Origin of the sequence: Bacillus sp. LM 4-2, assembly GCF_000978495.1 — a bacterium.
In the GTDB taxonomy this organism is placed as follows: Bacteria; Bacillota; Bacilli; order Bacillales; family Bacillaceae; genus Bacillus; species Bacillus subtilis.
Map to the genome: position 1 here is coordinate 3,168,815 of NZ_CP011101.1, position 22,835 is coordinate 3,191,649.

24 protein-coding genes are annotated in these 22,835 nt (G+C 47.1%); 9 read left to right on the forward strand and 15 right to left on the reverse strand.

All coding sequences use genetic code 11. The features are described from left to right. Nucleotides 1–14: 14 nt before the first annotated feature. The 4 genes from thrB to cotNH form a co-directional block, all read right to left on the reverse strand. A complete protein-coding gene (gene thrB / locus bslm_RS15790; RefSeq protein WP_003228699.1) occupies nucleotides 15–944 on the reverse strand; it encodes a homoserine kinase in 930 nt (309 codons plus the stop codon). Then, a complete protein-coding gene (gene thrC / locus bslm_RS15795; protein WP_003228697.1) occupies nucleotides 941–1,999 on the reverse strand; it encodes a threonine synthase in 1,059 nt (352 codons plus the stop codon). Before thrC ends, thrB begins: the two co-directional genes overlap by 4 nt. Further along, nucleotides 1,999–3,300, reverse strand: coding sequence for a homoserine dehydrogenase (locus tag bslm_RS15800; RefSeq protein ID WP_003228694.1), 1,302 nt, complete (start codon nucleotides 3,298–3,300; stop codon nucleotides 1,999–2,001). Before bslm_RS15800 ends, thrC begins: the two co-directional genes overlap by 1 nt. Before the next feature lie 200 nt (nucleotides 3,301–3,500). Further along, complete coding sequence (cotNH, locus tag bslm_RS15805; RefSeq protein WP_003242649.1) at nucleotides 3,501–4,520, reverse strand: spore coat-associated protein CotNH; 1,020 nt, start codon at nucleotides 4,518–4,520, stop codon at nucleotides 3,501–3,503. A 152-nt stretch (nucleotides 4,521–4,672) separates the two neighbouring features. Here cotNH and bslm_RS15810 point away from each other — a divergent pair, with 152 nt between their 5' ends. Continuing rightward, nucleotides 4,673–5,173 carry a phosphatidylglycerophosphatase A family protein gene (locus tag bslm_RS15810; RefSeq protein ID WP_003243814.1) on the forward strand — a complete coding sequence of 167 codons (501 nt, stop codon included), beginning with the start codon at nucleotides 4,673–4,675 and terminating at the stop codon, nucleotides 5,171–5,173. Nucleotides 5,174–5,199: 26 nt separating this feature from the next. On the opposite strand, the gene nucF is transcribed toward bslm_RS15810, so the two are convergent. The 3 genes from nucF to bslm_RS15825 are packed head-to-tail and all read right to left on the reverse strand — an operon-like array spanning nucleotide 5,200 to nucleotide 6,732. After that, nucleotides 5,200–5,970, reverse strand: a complete 771-nt coding sequence (gene nucF, locus bslm_RS15815) for a 5' nucleotidase NucF (RefSeq protein WP_003243196.1) — start codon at nucleotides 5,968–5,970, stop codon at nucleotides 5,200–5,202. Nucleotides 5,971–5,998: 28 nt separating this feature from the next. Next, nucleotides 5,999–6,433 carry a DUF86 domain-containing protein gene (locus tag bslm_RS15820; protein WP_003228684.1) on the reverse strand — a complete coding sequence of 145 codons (435 nt, stop codon included), beginning with the start codon at nucleotides 6,431–6,433 and terminating at the stop codon, nucleotides 5,999–6,001. A 23-nt stretch (nucleotides 6,434–6,456) separates the two neighbouring features. Continuing rightward, nucleotides 6,457–6,732 carry a YutD family protein gene (locus tag bslm_RS15825; RefSeq protein WP_003228682.1) on the reverse strand — a complete coding sequence of 92 codons (276 nt, stop codon included), beginning with the start codon at nucleotides 6,730–6,732 and terminating at the stop codon, nucleotides 6,457–6,459. 114 nt (nucleotides 6,733–6,846) lie between these two features. Between bslm_RS15825 and bslm_RS15830 the strand changes: the two genes are divergently transcribed. Then, complete coding sequence (locus bslm_RS15830; RefSeq protein WP_003243821.1) at nucleotides 6,847–7,479, forward strand: YhcN/YlaJ family sporulation lipoprotein; 633 nt, start codon at nucleotides 6,847–6,849, stop codon at nucleotides 7,477–7,479. 15 nt (nucleotides 7,480–7,494) lie between these two features. On the opposite strand, the gene lipA is transcribed toward bslm_RS15830, so the two are convergent. Beyond that, nucleotides 7,495–8,391 (reverse strand): lipoyl synthase, encoded by an 897-nt coding sequence (gene lipA / locus bslm_RS15835; protein ID WP_003222888.1) that lies wholly within the window; start codon nucleotides 8,389–8,391, stop codon nucleotides 7,495–7,497. A gap of 234 nt (nucleotides 8,392–8,625) precedes the next feature. Between lipA and lytH the strand changes: the two genes are divergently transcribed. Then, nucleotides 8,626–9,606, forward strand: coding sequence for an L-Ala--D-Glu endopeptidase (gene lytH, locus bslm_RS15840; protein WP_003243462.1), 981 nt, complete (start codon nucleotides 8,626–8,628; stop codon nucleotides 9,604–9,606). Between the two features lie 27 nt (nucleotides 9,607–9,633). Here the strand turns inward: lytH and yunB are convergent, their stop codons facing one another. From yunB to bslm_RS15875, 7 genes are all read right to left on the reverse strand, one after another. Then, on the reverse strand, nucleotides 9,634–10,398 hold the full coding sequence (yunB, locus tag bslm_RS15845; RefSeq protein ID WP_009968113.1) for a sporulation protein YunB: 765 nt from the start codon (nucleotides 10,396–10,398) through the stop codon (nucleotides 9,634–9,636). Nucleotides 10,399–10,470: 72 nt separating this feature from the next. Continuing rightward, a complete protein-coding gene (locus bslm_RS15850) occupies nucleotides 10,471–10,776 on the reverse strand; it encodes a YunC family protein (protein ID WP_003242587.1) in 306 nt (101 codons plus the stop codon). Nucleotides 10,777–10,840: 64 nt separating this feature from the next. Beyond that, nucleotides 10,841–12,229: a bifunctional metallophosphatase/5'-nucleotidase gene (locus bslm_RS15855; protein ID WP_003242525.1), complete on the reverse strand. Its 1,389-nt coding sequence runs from the start codon at nucleotides 12,227–12,229 to the stop codon at nucleotides 10,841–10,843. Between the two features lie 19 nt (nucleotides 12,230–12,248). After that, nucleotides 12,249–13,070, reverse strand: a complete 822-nt coding sequence (locus tag bslm_RS15860) for a sulfite exporter TauE/SafE family protein (RefSeq protein ID WP_003228670.1) — start codon at nucleotides 13,068–13,070, stop codon at nucleotides 12,249–12,251. Nucleotides 13,071–13,087: 17 nt separating this feature from the next. Continuing rightward, nucleotides 13,088–13,936 carry a DUF72 domain-containing protein gene (locus bslm_RS15865; RefSeq protein ID WP_003243895.1) on the reverse strand — a complete coding sequence of 283 codons (849 nt, stop codon included), beginning with the start codon at nucleotides 13,934–13,936 and terminating at the stop codon, nucleotides 13,088–13,090. Between the two features lie 37 nt (nucleotides 13,937–13,973). Then, the gene (locus tag bslm_RS15870) at nucleotides 13,974–14,321 is read right to left on the reverse strand and encodes a YunG family protein (RefSeq protein ID WP_003242865.1); all 348 of its coding nucleotides are present in this window, start codon (nucleotides 14,319–14,321) and stop codon (nucleotides 13,974–13,976) included. A 96-nt stretch (nucleotides 14,322–14,417) separates the two neighbouring features. Then, nucleotides 14,418–15,758, reverse strand: a complete 1,341-nt coding sequence (locus bslm_RS15875; protein ID WP_003243112.1) for an allantoinase — start codon at nucleotides 15,756–15,758, stop codon at nucleotides 14,418–14,420. Nucleotides 15,759–15,932: 174 nt separating this feature from the next. On the opposite strand from bslm_RS15875, the gene pucR reads away from it, so the two are divergent. The 6 genes from pucR to yuzJ all read left to right on the forward strand — a co-directional run bounded on the left by pucR (nucleotide 15,933) and on the right by yuzJ (nucleotide 22,715). Next, complete coding sequence (pucR, locus tag bslm_RS15880; protein WP_046381307.1) at nucleotides 15,933–17,528, forward strand: purine catabolism transcriptional regulator PucR; 1,596 nt, start codon at nucleotides 15,933–15,935, stop codon at nucleotides 17,526–17,528. 144 nt (nucleotides 17,529–17,672) lie between these two features. Next, the gene (gene pucJ, locus bslm_RS15885; protein ID WP_046381308.1) at nucleotides 17,673–19,022 is read left to right on the forward strand and encodes a uric acid permease PucJ; all 1,350 of its coding nucleotides are present in this window, start codon (nucleotides 17,673–17,675) and stop codon (nucleotides 19,020–19,022) included. A 5-nt stretch (nucleotides 19,023–19,027) separates the two neighbouring features. Next, nucleotides 19,028–20,320 carry a uric acid permease PucK gene (gene pucK, locus bslm_RS15890; protein ID WP_046381309.1) on the forward strand — a complete coding sequence of 431 codons (1,293 nt, stop codon included), beginning with the start codon at nucleotides 19,028–19,030 and terminating at the stop codon, nucleotides 20,318–20,320. Between the two features lie 12 nt (nucleotides 20,321–20,332). Next, nucleotides 20,333–21,817: a factor-independent urate hydroxylase gene (pucL, locus tag bslm_RS15895; RefSeq protein WP_019712945.1), complete on the forward strand. Its 1,485-nt coding sequence runs from the start codon at nucleotides 20,333–20,335 to the stop codon at nucleotides 21,815–21,817. Continuing rightward, on the forward strand, nucleotides 21,817–22,161 hold the full coding sequence (uraH, locus tag bslm_RS15900; RefSeq protein WP_003228653.1) for a hydroxyisourate hydrolase: 345 nt from the start codon (nucleotides 21,817–21,819) through the stop codon (nucleotides 22,159–22,161). Before pucL ends, uraH begins: the two co-directional genes overlap by 1 nt. Before the next feature lie 422 nt (nucleotides 22,162–22,583). Next, a complete protein-coding gene (yuzJ, locus tag bslm_RS21045) occupies nucleotides 22,584–22,715 on the forward strand; it encodes a YhzE/YjcZ family sporulation protein YuzJ (RefSeq protein WP_009968115.1) in 132 nt (43 codons plus the stop codon). Nucleotides 22,716–22,835 lie beyond the last annotated feature (120 nt).

Sequence of the window (22,835 nt, forward strand, 5' to 3'; positions counted from 1 at the left end):
ACGCTTGGCATGATCTATACACTTTTTACTTGATATAAAGGATTTCGCTCTATTATACTTCCCTCTTTCGGAACGGTCAAAGCGTCTACTTCACAATGAGGGAAATGAAGCGCGAGCTGTTCTTTTAGCTCTTCTCCCTTTCCTTTTTCGGTCATGACGAGAATCGTTGGGCCTGCTCCGCTGAGAGCCGTTCCATATGCGCCCTTCATCTCGGCGACGTGCTCTACTTTTGACAGCTCAGGCACAAGCATCGCCCGGTACGGCTGATGGAACATATCCTTCTTCATGATTTTCCCGACAAGCGGCCAATCCTTGGACATGATCGCAGCAATGAGGATATTGCTGACAGCACTTGCTTTTACGGCATCGGCATATGGAAACTCCTTCGGAAGCACGTCTCTCGCGTCTCTTGTCAGCACTTCATAAAAAGGAATGACAACGACTACGTCAATGTCAGCATTCGGGACGCGGATCATTTGGGTCTCGTCATCCTCATGCAGGCCGATCACAAGTCCGCCGACGAGAGAAGCGCCAGCATTGTCCGGGTGTCCTTCTTCTAGACTCGCTAAATGCAGCTTGTCCGCTTCAGACAGCTTTAAGCCGCATAATTCATCAGCCAGTTCAATGGCCGCTACAATCGCTGCGGCGCTGCTGCCAAGGCCGCGTGCAAGCGGGATGTCGCTCCACACCTTCACATGGACAGGAGGCATTTCTTTTCCGTACAAATCTGCGGTCCGTTTAGCCACTTGGTAGATCAGGTTATCTGTACCCGCCGGAATTCCGGCGACTGTTTCTGTTTCAGCCTCAAAAGACCATTTGTCGCTTTCAAAGACGGTCAGCTTCAAATATCTGCTGAGCGCCATTCCGACTGAATCAAAGCCGGGGCCTAGGTTAGCTGTGCTTCCGGGAACAGTGACAGAGAACAGCATGTCGGCTTCGTTCATACACGGGCCGCTCCTTTTACATATTCAAGGATGCTGTCTTCATCAGTCGGCAATGTGACAGGCTTGATTTCTGAAATGTCGACCGCTGTGTTCGGATCTTTCAGTCCGTTTCCTGTTAACACAGCTACGACCTTGCTGCCTTTCGGAATTTCTCCGGATTTCACCTGTTTCAGCACTCCTGCGATAGACGCGCAAGAACCTGGTTCTGCAAACACGCCTTCTACACGGGCGATCAGCTGATATGCGTGAAGGATTTCATCATCAGTGACTTCGTCAATTTTCCCATTGGATTCCTCGGCTGCCTTTACAGCTTTGTCCCAGCTTGCCGGGTTTCCGATACGAATGGCTGTCGCTATTGTTTCCGGATTTTCAATCACTTCATTGCGCACGATTGCCGCCGCACCCTCAGCTTCAAAGCCGCGCATTTTCGGAAGGCCTGTGCCGTTTTTCTCATGATATTCCTTGAAGCCCTTCCAGTACGCAGTGATGTTTCCAGCATTTCCGACCGGGATCGCTAAAACATCAGGCGCTTCCCCCAGCTGTTCGCACACTTCGAAGGCAGCAGTTTTTTGGCCTTCAATGCGGTAAGGGTTGACTGAGTTGACAAGGGCAATCGGTGATTTCTCACAGATGGAACGGACAATTTTAAGCGCATCGTCAAAGTTTCCGTCAATTGCGATAATCTCGGCTCCGTACATGACAGCTTGAGCGAGTTTTCCAAATGCAATTTTTCCGTTCGGGATGATGACAATGCATTTCATGTTAGCACGGGCTGCATATGCTGCCGCAGCAGCGGAAGTGTTACCTGTTGACGCGCACATAATCGTGTCATTGCCTTCTTCTTTTGCCTTTGCCACAGCCATAACCATTCCGCGATCTTTAAATGATCCCGTAGGATTGACGCCTTCCGTTTTGACATGAAGCTCAATTCCGAGCTGCTCAGACAGCTTCGGCAGGTGAATAAGAGGTGTGTTTCCTTCATGTAAAGTTAGCGCCGGTGTTTGATCTGTTACAGGTAAAAATTCTTTATATTGATGGATAAGTCCTTTCCACATTAGCTCCAACCGTTCCCTTCTACACGATATGTGCTTTTGACTTCTTGAACGACTTCCAAATCATTTAGGTTTTGCAGGATATCACTGAAATCAGCTTCTGATGTATGATGTGTGACAATTACGATTTCAGCTAACTCATCATGGCCTTTAATTGGCAGCTGAAGGATTTTTTCAAAGCTCACGCCCCGCTCTGAGAACACAGATGTAATTTTCGAGAATGAACCAACCTCATCTTTTACATGAATTCTTAAAAACTGCTGTGCATAAATGTCAGACGGCGATTTCATGTTTTTCTCATATTGCGGTCCGACAAAGCTGTTGCCGGTTACACCTAGGCGCATATTTTTCATGACAGCGACGAGGTCAGAAACAACGGATGTCGCTGTCGGCATGCTTCCGGCTCCCGGCCCGTAGAACATCGTCTCACCGACAGCCTCGCCGTATACATAAACAGCGTTAAACTCATTATGAACAGCAGAAAGCGGATGATGGTCAGGAAGCAGTGTCGGCTGTACGCTGACCTCGATTTTGCTGCCGTCACGCTGAGCAATCCCGATCAGCTTCATTGTATAGCCGAGGCGTTTGCTGAAGCTGATGTCCTCGTCTGTAATTTGGGAGATCCCCTTTACTTTGACGTCTTCCAGATCCACGTTCATCGAGAAGCCGAGGCGCGCCAATATCGCCATTTTCCGTGCGGCGTCAAGCCCTTCCACGTCAGAAGTCGGATCAGCTTCGGCAAAACCGAGATCCTGCGCTTCCTTGAGCACTTCCTCGTATGGGCTTTTCTCTTTGATCATTTTGGTTAAGATAAAGTTTGTTGTGCCGTTCACAATTCCCATCATTTTTGTAATTCGATCTGATGAGAGGCCTTCCTCTAACGTGCGCAGAATCGGAATCCCGCCGGCAACACTGGCTTCAAAGTAGATATCGCATCCATTTTCCTTCGCTTCGGCAAGCAGCTCGGAGCCGTACACAGCCATTAAGTCCTTGTTTGCTGTGACAACATGCTTTTTCGATCTCAGCGCGTCGACCAAATATTGTTTTGTCTGTTCAACGCCGCCGATCACCTCGATGACGACATCAACATCTGGATCATCAATGACATCATACACTTCTGTCGTGAGCACTTCCTTCGGCAAATCTACTTCTCTCTTTTTCTCTAAATCTTTTACAAGCACTTTTTTTATCGTAACCGGACAGCCGACCTGATGCATAAGCTTATCCTGATGGTCTTGAATAATTTTAACGACACCGCTTCCGACGGTACCTAAACCTAAAAGCCCTACACGAATCGCTTTCAAAAAAACTCCACCTTTCTTTTGATTGTCCTCTTGGAAAAGACAATTGTTAACTCAACACAGACATATAAGTTACAAACATTATATAAGCCCGCTCCTGTTTTGACAAGACAGCATTAGGCTGAATTTTGCGAATGTAAACGCTTAACGCATTGATATGACAAGATTCTTTATTTTCTAATTATTTTTGTCAGATTTTCTCCTCACCTTGAGCTGCCTTTGCCGAGCCAGCTGACGCGTGGAACAAACAGCTTCTGCGCCCGCATATTCATGAATTCCTGCGCTGTATTGAGAAATTGTTCATAACGCCCACAGTCATTAAGAATGAAGTCAAGCTGTTCTTCAAAATAATGCTTTTCTGATTCTGATGACATGTAATAGCTTTCTACGATTTCAAAATAATGAAGCGGGAAAAGCAGACGGCTGTATAAAAGGCGTTTCGAAAATGAAGACAGCGGTGTGACTTGCTCGTATTCCTGTAAAAAGAGAAAGCCCTGCTGATTAAAATCTTGTCTGTGATGCAAAAACGTATGCCTCATATATTCAGCCAAATCACGGGAAGCGTGGTCAAACACCCAATCCGCCGGAATCCTGATCAATGATTCCGGTGACCATGTATGCCTTTCCATCCGCTGATGGCATATCGTTCCTGAATCAGCGGCTTGGGGCTTGTCATCCAGCTCAGTGTCCACTAAATATTGTATCGCGTTTTCTGACAGTCCTAAATAATATGGAAATGATTCGATCATTTTTTTATCGAATGGCTCATGCGGAGGGGTCTGAACCTTTCTCTGCCAAAATGCTTCCAGCTGATCAATTCGTTTTCCCCACAGATCCTTCCACTGGCCGATTCTTCCGGCCGCCTTCACCTCATATGGATATCCTCGGCCTTTTCGGTGAAATTCCGCAAGCTCCGCTCCAATGGAGAACGCCCTGTTTGAATAAGGGGGGGCCGCCTTCAGCAGAGCGTACGTTTTTCCCTCATGTTCAAATGTCAGTTCACCTTCTTTTGTAAAGATAAAAACCGAAACGTATGGGTCACTTTGTTCTTGTAAATACTGACTCATGTAATAAAGCTCCGCCAGCTCTGTTTCTGAGAATTGGGAAACGGGGACAATCAGAAAGTATGAATTAGGCGTCTGAAAGCATTGATATGTGTGCTGGTACATGGAAAGCTGCCTGATGTGAATGCCGTATTTTTCTTTTATTGTACCTTTCACCATGATCACCTGCCTGTTGAATTAGGGCTCATCACATCGTAGTCATACACAGCCGGAATTATGAATACATATTTTAATCCGAAGAAGGCGCAAGAAAAAGTCGTAAACTTCTCAAGCATTTTGTATAAACTAGTAAAAAAGATTGGGTGAAGCTGATGTCAGAAAACGAACAATTCAGTCAGATGGAAGCTAAAGCAAGAGCACGGATGAAGGAGCGCGGCGTTGAGGTATCAGACATTGCCGAGCTTGTCTTTTTTCTGCAGAAAAAATATCATCCGGATTTAACCATTGATGAATGCACGCTGAACGTCAATCGTGTTCTCGCAAAACGCGAGGTGCAAAACGCGATTTTAACGGGCATTGAATTGGATGTTCTTGCTGAGCAGAAAAAATTGTCTGAACCGCTGCAAACGATGCTGGAAATAGATGAAAGCCTATATGGAGTAGATGAAGTTCTGGCATTTTCCATTGTGAACATTTACGGATCGATCGGGTTTACGAACTACGGTTACATCGACAAAGAAAAACCCGGAATCCTTAAACGATTGAATGATAAATCAACCGGTGAATGCCATACCTTTTTAGATGACATCGTCGGAGCGATTTCCGCCGCGGCTTCAAGCAGACTTGCTCACCGCGCGCGGCATACAGAATAAGGGCACCCTTTTAGGGCGCCCTTTTTTCAAATGTATGGAATCCATTCAGTCAGAGAGTCAATGGCGTGAGTCGGTTTTTCCATATCGTCTGTCATATGTTCTCTTTTCGTTACGCCTGTGTGAACGAGCAGCGTATCCATACCCGCGTTAATGCCGGCCATAATATCAGTGGCGTAGTTGTCGCCGACCATGAGTGTTTCAGACACATCTGTGCCGAGAACGCGCATCGCCTGCTCCATAATAATTGATTCCGGCTTGCCGATAAATACAGGCTGTACACCTGTAGATACGGTTAACACCGATGTCAGTGAGCCGTTTCCCGGCAGGAGCCCTCTTTCAGTCGGAATCGCAATATCTCCGTTAGTGGAAATAAAGCGGGCGCCATTTCTGATTGCCAGGCAGCCAACAGCAAATTTTTCGTATGTAATGGAACGGTCGATGCCAACAACGACAAAATCCGCGTTTTCTCCGCCAAATGTCAGGCCGTTTTCTTCAATCGCCTGGCGGATTCCTTCCTCCCCAATCACATACACAGACGCGTCTTTTTTCTGCTGTGCAATGTGCTGGGCAGTTGCCATGCTGGTCGTGAAGACCTGCTCTTCTGTTGCCGGAATATCAAAAGACACGAGCTTGTCCGCTACCTGCTTCGGTGTGCGCGAAGAGTTGTTTGTCACGAAAAGATAAGGAACGCCGCGATCTTTCAGCGTTCTGACAAATTCACACGCCTCCTCGATTTTTTCCGTGCCATTGTACATCGTTCCGTCTAAATCAATTAAATACCCTTTATATGTTTTCATATCCAACACTCCTGTGGCTTTCCAGTTGTTATTTAAACGCGGAAACAGGTCCTAGCTCTGTTTCCAAATAGCTTCTGATCCGTTTCGGGAAGTCCTGAAGAGCTGTTTGATGCGCCTTGATCAGCCTGTAAAGCTCGCCGCTGTCAGCGAGCAGATACTGTTGAACCAACGTTTTGCGGTAGGCGATCAATTTTTTGAGCTCATCACCCTCTTTTTCCGTGACAACTTTCTCATCAACAAGTATATCCATAATGTCGTCATAGCTGCCCGGGTCCCGCATAATAAAGCCGTCAATCATGTCATTGCCTGTATCCAAAATGCATTCGATTAACAGATGGCCTATACGCTGAAGTGCCAATTCCCCGATTTCAGACTGCCAGTCTGTTTGTGAGTCAAATAGCGCCAGCTGGTGCTCGAAGAACCCTAGTGTTTTTTCGATTTTGCTTCTGTCAACAAAATACATGACAGCATCCCCTTTGTGTATATTTATTTTCTGATCCGTTTCAAGACAAAATACGCACAGCCGAAATTGCAGTATTCGTAAATATATTCATCTAATGTGCTGATTTTCGTTTCGAAGGTTGCCTTTTGATTCTGGTCGTCAAAGAAGCCCTTGAGCCTTAACTGACCGTATCCCCAGTCTCCCACAATATAATCGTATTTATTTAATATATCGGAGTAGCGGGCTTTAAAAGCCTCTTCGTTGAAGCCGTCTTTGAAATTGTGCACCAATTCAAATTCGGCATTTTGAATAAGAATCATGATCTCACCTCTTTTTTCACTCATTCCTATCATAATTCATTGCCCCGTCCCCATCAATTGCTAAAGAATAAATCATGCGATTTGGCTACCCTACACATGAGGAGGGATTGATAAATGAAACGAACCGCTGTCAGCCTCTGCCTGCTGACCGGACTATTATCCGGGTGCGGAGGCGCAGGATTGGATAATGCCCAAAATGTCCGGAATCAGACGCAGAATCAAACCAAACCCATTCATGTGTCGGACCGCAACGAGGCTTTTAACAGGCATAATGAGAACGAACAATTTGGCTATGTCCGCTATCAAAAAGAACAATTTGACGGAGAACAGCAGAAAACGCCGGTGATGAACCGGGAAGAAACCGCTCACATGATATCAAGTTTAACGGTTCAGCTCCCCCATATTCAAGATGCTGCGACATTGGTGACTGACCGAGAAGCGCTTGTCGTATACAAAACCGATTCTAAAAACCGGGAGCTGACCGCCGATCAGGTGAAAAAAACAGCGGCTTCTGTGATACCGCGATACTATCACGTGTATATTTCCGATAATCCAAACCATATGCAATCCGTCGAAAATTACAGCAATCTCGGCTCTGGTTCAAGGGATATTAGAGAGATCATGTCGGGGACGATTCAAGAAATGAAAACCTCCCCGCAAGGAAGCCCTGTCTCAGAGAATGAAAATGCCAATGGAGAAACGCGTCAGGACATGAAAATCGATAGGAATGACAAAAACGCCAGATGATCTGGCGTTTTGGCATTATGCTTGTGCTTGACGCTTTTTAGATGCTTCGTTTACTTGTTCATCCGCATGGTAAGAGGAACGGACAAGCGGACCGGCTTCACAATGGCTGAAGCCTTTTTGCATCGCGATTTCTTTTAATTCTGCAAATTCATCAGGATGGTAGTATTTTTGGACTTTCAAGTGTTTCTTCGTCGGCTGCAGATATTGGCCGATTGCCATAATATCCACGTTGTTCGCCAAGAGGTCGTCCATTACTTCAATAATCTCTTCTTTTGTTTCGCCGAGTCCGATCATGATACTTGATTTTGTCGGAATGTCAGGCTGCATTTCCTTCGCACGGCGCAAAAATTCCAATGAACGGTCGTACGTCGCACGCGCGCGGACTCTTGGCGTCAGGCGGCGAACCGTTTCGATATTGTGATTCAGGATGTCTGGGCGTGTATCCATCAAGGTTTTTAGGTTATCGTAGTTTCCGCCCATATCAGACGGCAGCACCTCAATTGTTGTGAACGGGCTTTTTCTGCGGATCGCACGGACAGTTTCCGCGAAAATGCCTGCCCCGCCATCTTTCTGATCGTCACGCGCAACAGCCGTAATGACCGCGTGTTTCAAATTCATAAGCGCGACTGAATCCGCTACGCGTTCCGGCTCTTGCAGATCAAGCTCAGTTGGAAGGCCTGTTTTGACAGCACAGAAACGGCATGCTCTTGTACAAACAGAACCTAAAATCATAAATGTCGCTGTACGTCTGACCGCCCAGCATTCATGAATATTCGGACACTTTGCTTCTTCGCATACGGTATGCAGGTTGTTTTCCCGCATGAGTTTTTTGAGCCCTGTATAGTTTTCATTTGTATTTAATTTAATTTTAAGCCATTCGGGCTTTCTGAGGTGTTCGTCTTTCTTTGCCAATTCCCATCATCTCCAATATCCAATATACTCAATTTCTGACACGAAACATTCTGAAAACGAGAAAGGTGCAGGTTTTAGTTCTGCAACAAAAATAATGTTTTTCTAACTAAAGAAAGTCTTTTCTTTAGACACTTTAACATAGGAAAAATTTCTCGACAAGGGAAGATGATTACTGACATTTTTAAGCCGGGTTGCCGCAAACTATGTGTATTCAATATGAAAGGAGATTATTTTGTGAAAGTTTTGTTATCCGCTCTTCTTCTCCTTTTGTTTGCATTTGAGCCTTCTGCGTCTGGAAAAAAACTTTCAGATCCAGTGCTGTCGAAACGGATGGAATTATATCATAAAATCGAAGCTGTGACGCAGATCCCTTGGTATGCGCTCGCCGCTGTTGATCAATACGAAGAAAACGTGCGGAGCAACCGGAAAGATCTGCCTGAAAAGGCGGGAATCATCAGCATCTATATACCCGATGATATCTGGAGCGGGCCTGAAAACCCGAATCCGAAAGACGATGCGCCGTTAAGCATTAAAGTGTTTGACGGAATCGGAATGGATGGCGATGGAGACGGGAAAGCCGAGGTCAGCAACGATGAAGATATCTTGTATACGTTCAGCCAATACTTACTGTCGTATGGCACAGATGAAGACAACATCCGGATCGGGCTTTGGAATTATTACCGGCGTGATCAGACAGTGGGGATTATATCTGAATTCATGAAGCTGTTTAAAGCCTACGGCCATATTGATCTGGGCGAGCATGCATTCCCGCTTCCGATCAGAACCGATTACAGCTACCGAAGCACGTGGGGAGATGCCCGCGGCTTCGGTGGAAGGCGGATTCATGAAGGTACGGATATCTTTGCCCATTACGGCCTTCCTGTCAAATCCACATGTTACGGCGTAGTTGAAATGAAGGGCTGGAACCGCTTCGGAGGATGGAGAATCGGCATCAGGGACATTAACAATACGTATCATTATTTTGCCCATCTCAATGGGTTTGCCAAAGGGATTAAAACAGGACAAATCGTTGAGCCTGGCCAAGTGATCGGATCAGTCGGCAGCTCCGGATACGGCCCGCCGGGAACCGCCGGGAAGTTCCCGCCGCATCTGCACTATGGCATGTACAAAGATAACGGAAGAACCGAATGGTCATTTGATCCATACCCGCATTTGAGGGCGTGGGAGCGATATGAATACCAAAAAAAGAAGTAACAAAAAGCCGCCGCTTCAACAGGCGGCTTATTTGCTGCTTTTTTCTTTTTTTGAATCGGCACCGTTTTCTTTGCTGCTCGGAAGCTGGACAGAAGGCGTGACACCCGAGCCGCCGCTTCCATTATAAAACTGCGGCACTTCGCCCTGCACTGCTTTAATCGATACAGGAACATTATTTGTGACGACAGCGGTTTTGCTGGCAAATGGAATGATGACCTTCACTTTAATTTCGACAAAGATGCTGATATCAATAAGTGCGTTATTTATGCCATACGGCTTGATTTTGGTTTTGACATCTGTAAAAGCGTCACCGATTAAATTGAACCGGACCGGGATTTTCGGCCCGAGGTTTCCAAGAAGGCTGTTGCCGGTTACCTGTCCCAGCGGAATGTTGATCATAATGTTTTCACTGGCGCCGCTGTGTCCGGTATGGGTTTCCATCTCTTTCAAATGAGCCTGAAGCTGCTTTGTCACTTTTGTTTTCACACTGTTTACAACCTGTGTATTAAAATCGATTGTCGTTAAGTTTCCGTTTTCATCAGAATTCATTTGAAACATATCTTTCATATTTTCACTGTCAGACATATAGTCCTCAATCGAATCCTGGATCACCTCTGTCGCTATACGCTTCGTTTCCATCTCGCCGATGTCCATTAAAACAGGTTTGATCGAGCCATTGATCATCCAAAGGCTGACCGTTGTTGACAGGATAAAAAAGACAACGGACAGGAGCATCACGTAACGGAAAGGCAAAGGTCCTCTCTTGCGAAAAGGGCCGCGATATCTTGGCAAGAAAATCCCCCCTTACATATCACAATGTATGCTTGTAAGAGGGGACATAGTAATAGCCGGGGCCAATTTATTTTATTTCATCATTTTTAAAAGCGCTTCTCTGCCGCTCATGCCGACTTTGATGCCAAGATCTTCCGCAGCGTACGTGACGGATTCTAAAGGTGCGTCTAACAGCTGGTCAATGGTGCGGACACCAACTGCGCGTCCCGCCACGATGCCGCGCTCCTTTAATTTTTCATTCAGCAGCGCCACATCAAGCGCGCCGCACATAATGTATCCGTGATCATTGGCGACGGCCATAAAATTCGTTTTGGGAAGCTTTACTGTCACAGCTGTAAAAGGCTGTCCTTCTATCATGATCGGTGTCAGGTTTACCACGTCAACCACTCCCTTCATTCATCACTTTATGATGAAGGGCACAGCTTGTTGTGGGCTGACTGCCTTATTGTGCAAGCTTCCAAGCAAGCAGATCCCGCAAAAATTCCGGCATAAAATATTCTTTTTCTGCAGCGTCGCGAATCAACGGAAACAGTTTGCCGAGCGTAAACATATCAAGCACCGCAACGGAGTATTGTTTATGTTTTTCAATATCTTCCCCGTTCAGTGTGATCCGAGTGACGTGGGTGATCCCGTCATCGAGCCGTTTCGTTTCTACCTCAACGCCGGCATACACCATTTTCCCCATCACTTCTCCGCGGAAGCCGAGTCCTTTGATCCGGAGCTGCTCCATTTGTTCGGAAGCGGCATGGACAATGGTTTCCTTCAGTTCTTCTCCCGTCAGGCGGACAGCCACCGGGTTGATCGGATGCGGACAGATGCGGTGCAGATCCAGCTTTGTCACAGGACCTGCTTTTAGCGGACCGAGAATGACACCTGAATTGACCATACTGATGTCCGTCTCGCACCATTCCTTTAAGGCGTATGCCAAAAGCAAAGGCAGCTCTGATTCTTCAAACCACTTCACCTCAGCATCTTGTGCAAGCTCTGCAACGGCATCGGACAGTTTCTCCTCGGCTTCACGTTCTTTTTCATTGAGAAACGCTTTAGTTTCTGCGGATTCTCCTGTCCATTCCGCCATGTTCTGCACAGAAGCCGTTTTGCTGTTGATGCTTCGCTGTACGCTGTCCACCGTGATTTCTACACAGCCGACATAATGCCCGTATTTCTCGGCGCTGGCCAGCAGTACCCCATTAACCACTTGTCCATCTTCGAGCAAATGATGGGTATGTGATTCGAGGATTACATCAATCTCAGGCACCGCTTCAGCCACTGCTTGATCATCAAGAATGCCTAAATGTGACAGCAGAACGATAATATCAGCCTGCCCTTTCACTTCCAGAATGGTTTCCTTTATGCTTTCAAGGGCATCCGTAACTGTCCATCCCAGCTTGTCATATACAGGATAATACGGCACAGTTACACCTAAGAAAGCAATGGACATACCGTTTTTCAATGATTTGATATGGTAAGGCACCGCCCAGGACGGACGGTTTCCATTTTTATCAAACAGGTTAGAGACGATGACAGGAAATTCAGCATGATCATATAAGGCAGCAAGCTCTTCATGCGGAAGCGTAATCCCTTCGTTATTGCCGATCGCCGCTCCATCAATGTGAAGGCGGTTTAAGAGATCGACATTCGCTTTTCCGAATGTCGCCTCTGTCACGAATTGAAAACGATCAAGATGATCGCCAATATCAAAAACGAGCGTCTCTTCGCCGTCTGACTGATGCTCTTTTCTTTTCTGCTCGATATAATCTACAATTTTCGGCCAGTTTTCAAAATGGCTGTGCAAATCATTTGTATGATATAAGCGGAGCTTCTCCTTCATAATATCTCTCCCTAATCGTTCAGCTGAAAATGCCTTCATAAATGAGCTGGCAGCCGATCAAAATCAATACGATCCGCATGATCATAACGATCGTTTTCGTCTGCATTTTTCTGTTGATGGCGGCGCCAAGCTTTCCGCCGAACCAAGCGCCGGGCACAAGCGCGAGGGCGTACAGCCAATTGACGTGCCCGGAAATCATATGTGAAACAGACCCTGTCATAGAAGACAGGAAAATAATAAACATGGACGTTGCCACCGCAACCTTCGGCGGAAACAGAAATAACAGCATCATCGCCGGAACCATCAGTGATCCGCCGCCTATACCGAAAAGTCCGCCTAAAAAACCGACAACAAAGGCAATGGCAATACCGACAGAGGCCTGATATGAGTACGTATAAGGCTCACCGGCATCATCCTGAAATGTCCGGATAATTCCTTTGTGCGCTTTGTTGATTGGCCGGGCTTTCGCTTTCAGCATTAAGGATAATGAAATCAGAATCATAAAAATGCCAAACCAAACGGAAAACGAGTTTGAATTGAACAGCTTTGACACGTAAGCCCCGATCATGCTGCCGGGACCCGAACCGATAAAGAAAATGAGCCCGCTCTTATAATCAACTGTTTTATATTTAATATAAGCCAAAGTTGAAGAAAGGCCCGTAAAAATAATGACCAAAAGCGAAGTTCCAATCGCAACCTGCGGCGTCACATCCTGAAACAGCTGCGTCACTGTGCTTAAAAACATCAGAGATGGCACAATGACAATTCCGCCGCCAAGCCCGATCAGACTTCCTACCGTACCTGCGATTAATCCCAGGACGACCAAAATCACAAACGACATCATTAAAAACCTCTTTTCTAAAATAAATCGAGCTGTCTCGGAGCAAGTCCGCTGTACTCGATATCAAGCAGTTCAAGCATCTGCTTGCCATTATCCGCAGCGTCACCGCCGGAATTGTTGTTGAACAGGACAAAAACATCCTTACATTGCTGCTGCAATTCATTCAGGTGCTTTTTCCAATCCTCCAGCTCCTGTTGGTTGTAGCGGTATAAGTACCTGACCTCCCGCCAGTTTTTCCCGCCATCAGGCTTCATCCAGCCCTGCTTGTTGCGTCCGTGAAACCTGACGAGCGTTTTGTTTTCATCGGTCGCGCGCAACACGGTCGGAACGCTGCCTTCTCCGATTTGCGGTTCATCACAGACACTGTGAATCCAGCCTTCCGCTTTCATAAATGAAAGCGTCTGCTCATAAAATGGCGGCGAGAACCAGGAACGGTTTCTGAATTCAAGCGCGCAAGGAATATCTCCCATTTGGTGCTTACACCATCTCAAATAGGCGACATTCTCCTTCTTGCAGTCAAACCACGGCGGAAATTGAAACAGCACCATGGCGAGCTTATTGCTATGTAAATATGGCGTTAAAGACACCTTAAACGCATCAAACATCTCCTCTTTTGAGTCAAAGGGAATTTCGCCGCGCTGATGCCCTGTCATGCCCTGATATGCTTTCACGATAAATTGGAAGGTTTCGGGCGTTTCCTTCACCCACTTTTCATTATTGCGCGCCGGCTGAATCGCGTAAAAGCTCGCGTCTAATTCCACGATCGGAAAATGGGAGGAATAGGCCTGCAATTTTTTCTGGCTGGCCGTTTTCGGCGGATAGATGCTGTCATGATCCCCCCATCCCGTCAGTCCGATATAAATCACACTCATTCACCTCTCTTCCAGTTTATCACACGTGTTTTCAGGTTTCCTCGGAAATGCTGTTCATATGGCGGGAAAATGCCTCACGCAAATGCTGATATTGTTCCTCATTCGTATCTAAAAACGCCTCTTCTCTTGAGGAAGGAATGTGCTGATATTCAATAGGCGCCTGAAACTGCTCACTCGTAAAATCGTACACCACACCATTGATGCTGTTATAAAAATGCCAGCTCTCATCGACTCTTGTTTTGAAAATCGTGCCGCCGAAATGGTCTTGAATCACCAATGCCGTCACGCCGCATTGGCCGCATGACGGGCATTCTTCCGTCCATTTAGAGCTCGAATGGCGCGACCAGGATTGCTTAAGTATGTATTTGACATGCTCCATTGCCTCCGCCTCCTTTAAAAAAAGATACCACGTTGATGAGATTTTAAAAACTAGAACGGAGGAAATCAAAAAACCCGGCGGTAAAATCCGCCGGGCTTACGAAGGAACGACCAGAGCTCCGTCAATTTCAGTGACTTTTTCCCCATCATTGTACACGCACCGGCCTTTGCTGTAAGTGGCCGAAATGCTGCAGGGAAATGTATGTCCTTCGTAAATGCTTTTTTTATGCTTTGCAAACATCGATTCTCTTGTAACAGTGTACGGCTCCATGCTGACGAGCACGAAATCTGCATCACACCCCGCCTCAAGCCGCCCTTTTTTCTGAAGGCCGAATCGTTTTGCAGGGGCCGCCGCTGTCCATTCTGCGATGGTTTCAAATGGAATCTGATGCTCAAGCGCCAGTTCCAGCATTCCTAATAAAGTGAACTGCCCGCCGCTGATTCCGCCCCATGATAAAAACATGTTATCCTCCCGCTTCAAGGATGGACGGCAAGGGGAATGGTCTGAGGAAACCATGTCAATGTCCCCGGCAATGAGCGTCTCGATCAGCGTCTCTTTTGATTGCCGTGACCGGAGCGGAGGCGCGCATTTTGCGACAGAGCCCCTTTGCCGTAAATCGTCATGGCTGAACAAGACATAATGCGGACATGTTTCAACCGAAACATCAAGACCTTCCTGTTTCGCCTCTCTGATCAGCCGGACCGCTTTCGCCGTGCTGATATGGACAAAATGAACCGGACAGCCTGTCACCTTCGCATACTGAATCGTGCGATACACCGCTTCAACTTCTGCTTCCTCCGGGCGGGAGGCGGCGTACGCATCCGCATCCACCTTTCCTTTATTGGCCAAAACCATCTGCAAGTAGCTTGTGATCGCGTCGCTTTCCGCGTGGAGAGCGAGGATTTTTCCTGCAGCCGCGATTTCTGCCATGCCTTTGAGCAATGTCCGTTCATCAACAGAGCGGAACTCATCAGTGCCTGACTTTGATAAAAACGCTTTAAACCCGATCGCTCCCGCTTCAGCCATCGGACGGATGTCCTCGATATGGCCTGGCACAAGGCCGCCCCATAGCGCAAAATCCACGGCAGATTTTTGCCTGCCTAGCTCAGCTTTTGCGAGAAGATGCTCTGCCGTCACGGTTGATGGAATACAGTTGAGCGGCATATCAAAATAGGTAGTGCAACCGCCTGCGGCCATCATTTGAGAACCTGTTTCAAACCCCTCCCAATCCTCCCTGCCCGGTTCATTAAAATGAACATGGCAATCTATCACACCAGGAAACACGTATTTCCCGTCTGCCTGGATGATTTCCGTCCCGCTTGCTTCAATGTCAGAACCTATCTCGGCAATGACACCGTTTTGAACTACAATATCAGCTTCTATAACGCCATCTGGCGTAACTGCCTTCGCACCTTTTATCACCATATCGTAAGCCATATTGATCCCCCCATGTCAGGATGACGATTTTCCATGTCAGTTTATGTAACACAACCAGTTCTATTTTCAACAGTTTACTGCTACTATGATCGTATTACATCAGCAAAACCGCTAGAATTCCTATTGAAAATTATTCACCTTAACCAATGTTTTTATAGAAAAGGAGAATGCGCTATGAATATTCTTGATGTGATGAAAATACCGGCTTTTGAAAACGCCAATTTAATCGCTGGAAAAGCAGGAGGGGAAAGAGAGGTTCAGCATGTCAATATGATGGACGCTCCGGATATCGCAGACTTTTTGCATAAGAATGAATTGCTCGTCACCACCGCCTATCACCTGAAGGATCACCCGCATCAATTATCTGAACTGATTCGGCAAATGGCAAAACGCGGCTGCGCGGGCCTCGGCATTAAAACAAAGCGCTATCTGGAAGATATCCCGAAGGAAATCATCGAACTGGCCGATTCATATGCGTTTCCGATCATTGAGCTTCCGGAACACATCCGACTCGGCGATATTGTGAATGCCACACTCAGCCATATTCTCGATATGCGTTCTAACGAGCTGCAGCAAGCTATTTACGCGCACAAAAAATTCACAAACCACATTATGAGCGGCAAGGGGCTGCAATCCCTCCTCAAAAAGGTGTCAGACCTCCTTCAGCTTCCCGTGCTGCTGCTTGACCAGCATGCCAAAATGCTGTCTGCGTCTCATCAGATTTCAGTTGAGACCGAAAAGCTGAAAGGCACCCTGAATACCGTATCCGGGCCATTTTTCACTTGTTTCTCTACAATCTCAGATCAGAAAACATATTCTGTCCTGCCTATTTATAATCACGAAAAAAACTGCGGCTACCTGCTGATACCGGACATGGTGCAGGCAGGCGACAAAGGATTGATCCTCACGATTGAACAAGCGGCCAACGTCATTTCCTTTGAACTGCTGAAGGAAAATGCGCTGAAGCAGTTCAGCCGGCGGGCCCGCAATGAGTTTTTCAACAATTTTATTGAGCGGACCTTTTCTTCAGATGACGAAATCAAAAACCGGGCGAAAGAATTCAAGCTGCGCTGGGATCAAAAATACATGTGCATCGCCGGCAAACTCGATCGCAATGACGAATCAATCAGCTTTACAGAAAATCAGCTCGCTTCCGACAGCGTATTCGAATTTCTTGAAGGTGAATTATCAGCCTTCCCGTTTCCGCCTCACTTCTTTATGAAAGGAAACGTCGGCATTATTCTAATCGAAGCGACAGACAGCTGGAGTGAAATGCACGCCTCGGTGATCAGCTTTTTAGAACAGTTCCAAACACAGGTCAGCGCTCAATTTAAACGAACCGTGTCCTTTGGCATCAGCAATATCTGCCAAAAGCTCATTGATGTTCCCGACGCTTTCACAGAAGCTTCTGATGCTCTGCAATCGGGGCATTTGTCGAGAAGCACCGCATTTATCCAGGTGTATCACGCCAAAGATGTGCCTGAGCTTCTGCGCTTGCTCCCGGTTGAGGATTTGAAGAAATTTTACAACTCCACGCTTCAGAGCCTCGCTGAAAAACAGCAGGAGGATCAAAGCCTGCTTCATACGCTTTCCGTCTATTTAGAGACACACTGCCAAATTTCAGAGACGGCAAAGCGTCTGTACGTTCATCGCAATACGGTCATATACCGCCTTGAAAAATGCGAAGAGCTTCTGGGTAAAAGCTTAAAAGATCCTGAAACAACGATGCGTTTGCGGCTTGCCTTACGTATGCAGCGGCTGATCAGCTAATGCTCGTTACATTTTCTTACAAAACGAATCATTTTTCGTCACTTTCAGCAATCACACCTGTCTTTTTCAGCTACTGTATCCAATGACACCCCTCGATCGGCACGATATCATGTTACTAAAGTTCACATACAAGGAGGGACTATAGTGAAAAAAAGATCGTTTAAGGTGTTTACGCTTAGCCTGCAGCATGTGCTCGCCATGTATGCAGGTGCGATTTTGGTGCCCCTGCTTGTCGGCAGGGCGCTGAATGTAACAACTGAACAGCTGTCCTACCTATTGGCGATTGACCTGTTAACGTGCGGCATCGCGACGCTTTTGCAAACCTTGCGCGGAGCATACATCGGCATCGGGCTTCCCGTCATGCTTGGCAGTTCATTTGTGGCCGTCACCCCGATGATTGCAATCGGCAGCAATTACGGCATTCACGCGATTTACGGTTCCATCATCGCGGCCGGTGTGTTCATCTTTTTGTTTGCGCGTTTTTTCGGCAAGCTGACTGTGTTATTTCCTCCTGTCGTAACAGGTACCGTTGTGACCTTGATCGGCCTTTCACTTGTTCCGACAGGTGTGAAAAATATGGCTGGCGGCGAAAAAATAAACGGCAGTGCCAACCCCGAATACGGTTCGCTCGAAAACCTTCTTCTCTCTGTCGGTGTCCTTGTTCTGATCTTAGTCCTCAACCGCTTTCTCAAAGGATTTGCCCGAACACTGTCCGTTCTGATCGGAATCGCCGCCGGAACAGCGGCAGCAGCGATCATGGGCAAAGTCAGCTTTTCTTCTGTTACAGAAGCACCGTTCTTCCATATCCCGAAGCCTTTTTACTTCGGAGCCCCAACGTTTGAAATCGGTCCGATCTTAACGATGCTGATCGTCGGAATCGTCATTATTGTGGAATCAACCGGCGTTTTCTACGCAATCGGAAAGATATGCGGCAGACCTTTAACTGAAAAAGACCTCGTCAAAGGCTATCGAGCGGAAGGAATCGCCATTCTCATCGGCGGGCTGTTCAATGCCTTTCCTTATAATACCTTTGCGCAAAACGCCGGCTTATTGCAGCTGACCAAAGTGAAAACAAGAAACATCGTCGTTACCGCAGGCTGTATCCTTGTCTGTCTCGGACTGATTCCGAAGATTGCCGCCCTTGCATCTGCCGTTCCTGCTGCTGTACTTGGCGGCGCGACCGTCGTCATGTTCGGCATGGTGATTGCCTCCGGCGTCAAAATGCTCAGCACAGCGGATCTCAAAAATCAATACCACCTCCTGACCATCGCATGCTCAATCGCACTCGGCATCGGCGCCAGCACGGCCCCCGGGATTTTTGCTGAATTCCCCGCTCCGATCCGGATTCTGGTCAGTGACGGCACCATCACCGGAAGCCTAACCGCCATCTTTTTGAATCTATTTTTCAGCTTGCGCGACAAAAAAGAATTAACAGCACAGCAAACAGAACTTCCGGTATTAGAACATACACTCGCATTAGAAAAAGAGGTGTAAAAAAGATGAAGGAACAGCACAATGCCTTACAGCTAATGATGCTGGGGCTTCAGCACATGCTTGCCATGTATGCGGGAGCCATTCTCGTTCCGTTGATCGTCGGAGCAGCGATCGGGCTGAATGCGGGGCAGCTGACGTATTTAATCGCGATTGATTTGTTTATGTGCGGGGCGGCAACTCTTTTGCAGCTCTGGAGAAACCGATATTTCGGCATCGGCCTTCCCGTTGTGCTCGGATGCACGTTTACCGCAGTCGGCCCGATGATTTCCATCGGAAGCACTTACGGTGTCCCAGCGATATATGGTGCCATTATCGCCGCAGGACTGATTGTCGTCTTAGCCGCGGGCTTCTTCGGGAAGCTTGTCCGTTTTTTTCCGCCTGTCGTAACCGGATCAGTCGTCATGATCATCGGCATCAGCCTGATTCCAACGGCAATGAATAACCTGGCCGGAGGTGAAGGAAGCAAAGAATTCGGCTCACTCGACAACGTGCTCCTCGGGTTTGGCGTCACAGCTTTTATCTTATTGCTATTTTATTTCTTTAAAGGCTTTATCCGCTCCATAGCGATTTTACTCAGTCTTATCGCAGGAACAACGGCTGCATATTTGATGGGAAAGGTCGATTTTTCTGAGGTCTTGGAAGCGTCTTGGCTTCATGTTCCGTCTCTGTTTTATTTCGGACCGCCAACCTTTGAGCTGCCGGCTGTTGTCACGATGCTTCTCGTTGCGATTGTCAGCCTCGTTGAATCGACAGGCGTTTATTTTGCCCTCGCTGATATCACAAACCGCAGGCTGTCGGAGAAGGATCTGGAAAAGGGCTACCGGGCAGAAGGCCTTGCGATTTTGCTGGGCGGCTTATTTAACGCGTTTCCCTATACAGCTTTCTCGCAGAATGTCGGCATCGTTCAGCTCTCAAAGATGAAAAGTGTCAACGTCATCGCCATCACAGGAATCATACTGGTCGCGATCGGGCTGGTTCCAAAAGCAGCGGCCCTGACAACAGTGATCCCCACCCCAGTTCTCGGCGGCGCAATGATCGTCATGTTCGGCATGGTTATTTCTTACGGGATCAAAATGCTATCCAGCGTTGACCTTGATTCGCAAGGCAACCTGCTGATTATCGCCTCTTCCGTCAGCTTGGGGCTTGGCGCTACAACAGTTCCCGCGTTGTTTTCATCTCTTTCGGGCGCGGCCTCTGTCTTGGCAGGAAGCGGAATTGTGATCGGCAGTTTGACGGCCATTGCACTGCACGCTTTTTTTCAAACCAAACAGCCGAATAGCGCAGACATAAAAACGTAAAGGAAGATGCCAATGTTCACAATGGATGACCTGAACCAAATGGACACACAAACACTGACAGACACACTTGGCTCTATTTTTGAACACTCTTCATGGATTGCGGAGAGATCCGCAGCACTACGGCCGTTTTCGTCCCTTTCTGATCTTCACCGCAAAATGACTGGCATTGTAAAAGCTGCGGATCGCGAGACACAGCTTGATTTAATCAAAAAGCATCCCCGGCTCGGAACAAAGAAAACAATGAGCGATGACTCGGTACGAGAGCAGCAGAACGCAGGGCTCGGCAAATTAGAACAGCAGGAATACGAGGAGTTTCTCATGCTGAATGAACACTATTATGATCGCTTCGGCTTTCCTTTTATTTTAGCGGTGAAGGGAAAGACGAAACAGGACATTCACCAAGCCCTGCTGGCAAGGCTTGAGAGCGAACGAGAAACGGAGTTCCAGCAGGCCCTTATAGAAATTTACCGAATCGCCCGCTTTCGTCTGGCTGACATCATCACTGAAAAAGGAGAGACGCAAATGAAAAGAACCATGTCTTATGGCAAAGGAAATGTATTTGCATACCGAACGTATTTAAAACCGCTCACTGGAGTGAAGCAAATCCCGGAATCATCTTTTGCCGGAAGAGATAATACCGTTGTCGGCGTTGATGTGACATGCGAAATTGGCGGAGAAGCCTTCCTGCCATCATTTACAGACGGAGACAACACTCTCGTCGTGGCAACGGATTCAATGAAAAACTTTATCCAGCGCCATCTCGCATCCTATGAAGGAACGACAACCGAGGGGTTCCTACACTATGTAGCTCACCGATTTTTAGATACCTATTCTCATATGGACACGATCACTCTGACTGGCGAAGACATTCCGTTTGAAGCAATGCCTGCATACGAGGAGAAAGAGCTCAGCACAAGCCGCCTCGTCTTCAGAAGATCGCGTAATGAACGAAGCCGCTCTGTGCTGAAAGCAGAACGAAGCGGGAATACCATAACGATTACAGAGCAATACAGCGAAATCATGGATCTTCAGCTCGTCAAGGTGAGCGGCAACTCCTTCGTCGGCTTCATCCGGGACGAATATACGACTCTCCCCGAAGACGGCAACCGCCCGCTGTTTGTCTATTTAAACATCAGCTGGCAATATGAAAATACCAATGACGCATACGCTTTTGATCCAGCCCGCTACGTCGCGGCTGAACAAGTCCGCGACTTGGCGAGCACCGTTTTTCACGAGCTCGAAACCCCTTCAATCCAAAACTTAATCTATCATATCGGCTGCAGAATATTAGCGAGGTTCCCGCAGCTCACTGATGTCAGCTTCCAATCTCAAAATCACACGTGGGATACGGTTGTCGAAGAAATCCCGGGCTCAAAAGGAAAAGTCTACACCGAACCGCGCCCGCCATACGGTTTCCAACATTTTACCGTGACAAGAGAAGACGCCGAGAAAGAAAAACAGAAAGCCGCTGAAAAATGTCGGAGCCTGAAAGCCTGATGGGAAAACTGACAACCCATATTTTAGATTTAACCAGCGGCAAACCAGCGGCGAACGTAAAAATTGAATTGAAGCGGCTGGGCGAAAGTATTATGAAAGAGGTTTACACTAACAATGACGGCAGAGCCAATGTCCCTCTGCTGGCTGGTGAAGAGCTGGTTTCCGGAGAGTATGTGATGGAATTTCATGCAGGAGACTATTTTGCGAATAAAAACGTGAATACGGTCGACCAGCCGTTTTTAACCATAGTCACCGTCCGTTTTCAGCTAGCAGATCCAGATGCACATTATCATATCCCGCTCTTGCTGTCGCCGTTTGGTTATCAGGTGTATAGGGGGAGTTAAGAAGGAAGCCCGCCTCACCGGCGGGCTTCTATTTGCACTTCAATAAACTTTTGATCCTAGGACAGTACTTGAAGTGATCCCCACACTTAGTGAAACAACAGCTAGAATAAACATTCACCTATATTTTTCAGGATAATTGCCTACGAGAAAAATATCCTGTAGTCCTTTCATTTATAAATCGAGGTTTCAAACTAATAAGTCAGCTCTTAGCAGCCGAGCTCCCTTCTCCAATCCTATAAACAGACCGCGTTTTTTCTCGAAAAAATACTCTGAAGACAATTGCTGCGTTTTTAATAGTTTTGATAACGCGTTCTCTCTTACACCTTTAGACAAAATATTCATTTTTTCTTTTTTAGACTTAAATCTATGTCGAAAATGATCGTTGGCATATCTTATACTATCTCCACTAAGGAGGTGACATTATGGGATTCTACAATTCTGGTGGATACAGTGGAAACTCTGGTTACTCAAACGGTTTCGGGAGCTCCTTCGCTTTGATCGTGGTGCTATTCATTTTGTTGATCATTGTTGGAGCAGCTATCTTTAATTATTAAGTTTAACTTTCCTTGCCTCCGCCGTATCCAACACCTCCCTGTCCGACAGACGCCATAAGAAGTTTTTATGGCGTCTTTGCTATGGATTCACTAATCATTTTCTAATCCAGAAGCTGTCAA

Coding starts and splice junctions, on each gene's coding strand:
- bslm_RS15830 (WP_003243821.1), top strand. CDS start 6,847: ATGAAACGAACCGCTGTCAGCCTCTGCCTGCTGACCGGACTATTATCC.
- bslm_RS15875 (WP_003243112.1), bottom strand. CDS start 15,758: ATGGCTTACGATATGGTGATAAAAGGTGCGAAGGCAGTTACGCCAGAT.
- bslm_RS15855 (WP_003242525.1), bottom strand. CDS start 12,229: ATGAAGGAGAAGCTCCGCTTATATCATACAAATGATTTGCACAGCCAT.
- thrC (WP_003228697.1), bottom strand. CDS start 1,999: ATGTGGAAAGGACTTATCCATCAATATAAAGAATTTTTACCTGTAACA.
- bslm_RS15870 (WP_003242865.1), bottom strand. CDS start 14,321: ATGGAGCATGTCAAATACATACTTAAGCAATCCTGGTCGCGCCATTCG.
- bslm_RS15820 (WP_003228684.1), bottom strand. CDS start 6,433: ATGTATTTTGTTGACAGAAGCAAAATCGAAAAAACACTAGGGTTCTTC.
- uraH (WP_003228653.1), top strand. CDS start 21,817: ATGGGAAAACTGACAACCCATATTTTAGATTTAACCAGCGGCAAACCA.
- thrB (WP_003228699.1), bottom strand. CDS start 944: ATGAACGAAGCCGACATGCTGTTCTCTGTCACTGTTCCCGGAAGCACA.
- bslm_RS15810 (WP_003243814.1), top strand. CDS start 4,673: ATGTCAGAAAACGAACAATTCAGTCAGATGGAAGCTAAAGCAAGAGCA.
- yuzJ (WP_009968115.1), top strand. CDS start 22,584: ATGGGATTCTACAATTCTGGTGGATACAGTGGAAACTCTGGTTACTCA.
- bslm_RS15825 (WP_003228682.1), bottom strand. CDS start 6,732: ATGATTCTTATTCAAAATGCCGAATTTGAATTGGTGCACAATTTCAAA.
- pucL (WP_019712945.1), top strand. CDS start 20,333: ATGTTCACAATGGATGACCTGAACCAAATGGACACACAAACACTGACA.
- cotNH (WP_003242649.1), bottom strand. CDS start 4,520: ATGGTGAAAGGTACAATAAAAGAAAAATACGGCATTCACATCAGGCAG.
- nucF (WP_003243196.1), bottom strand. CDS start 5,970: ATGAAAACATATAAAGGGTATTTAATTGATTTAGACGGAACGATGTAC.
- bslm_RS15860 (WP_003228670.1), bottom strand. CDS start 13,070: ATGTCGTTTGTGATTTTGGTCGTCCTGGGATTAATCGCAGGTACGGTA.
- pucR (WP_046381307.1), top strand. CDS start 15,933: ATGAATATTCTTGATGTGATGAAAATACCGGCTTTTGAAAACGCCAAT.
- pucK (WP_046381309.1), top strand. CDS start 19,028: ATGAAGGAACAGCACAATGCCTTACAGCTAATGATGCTGGGGCTTCAG.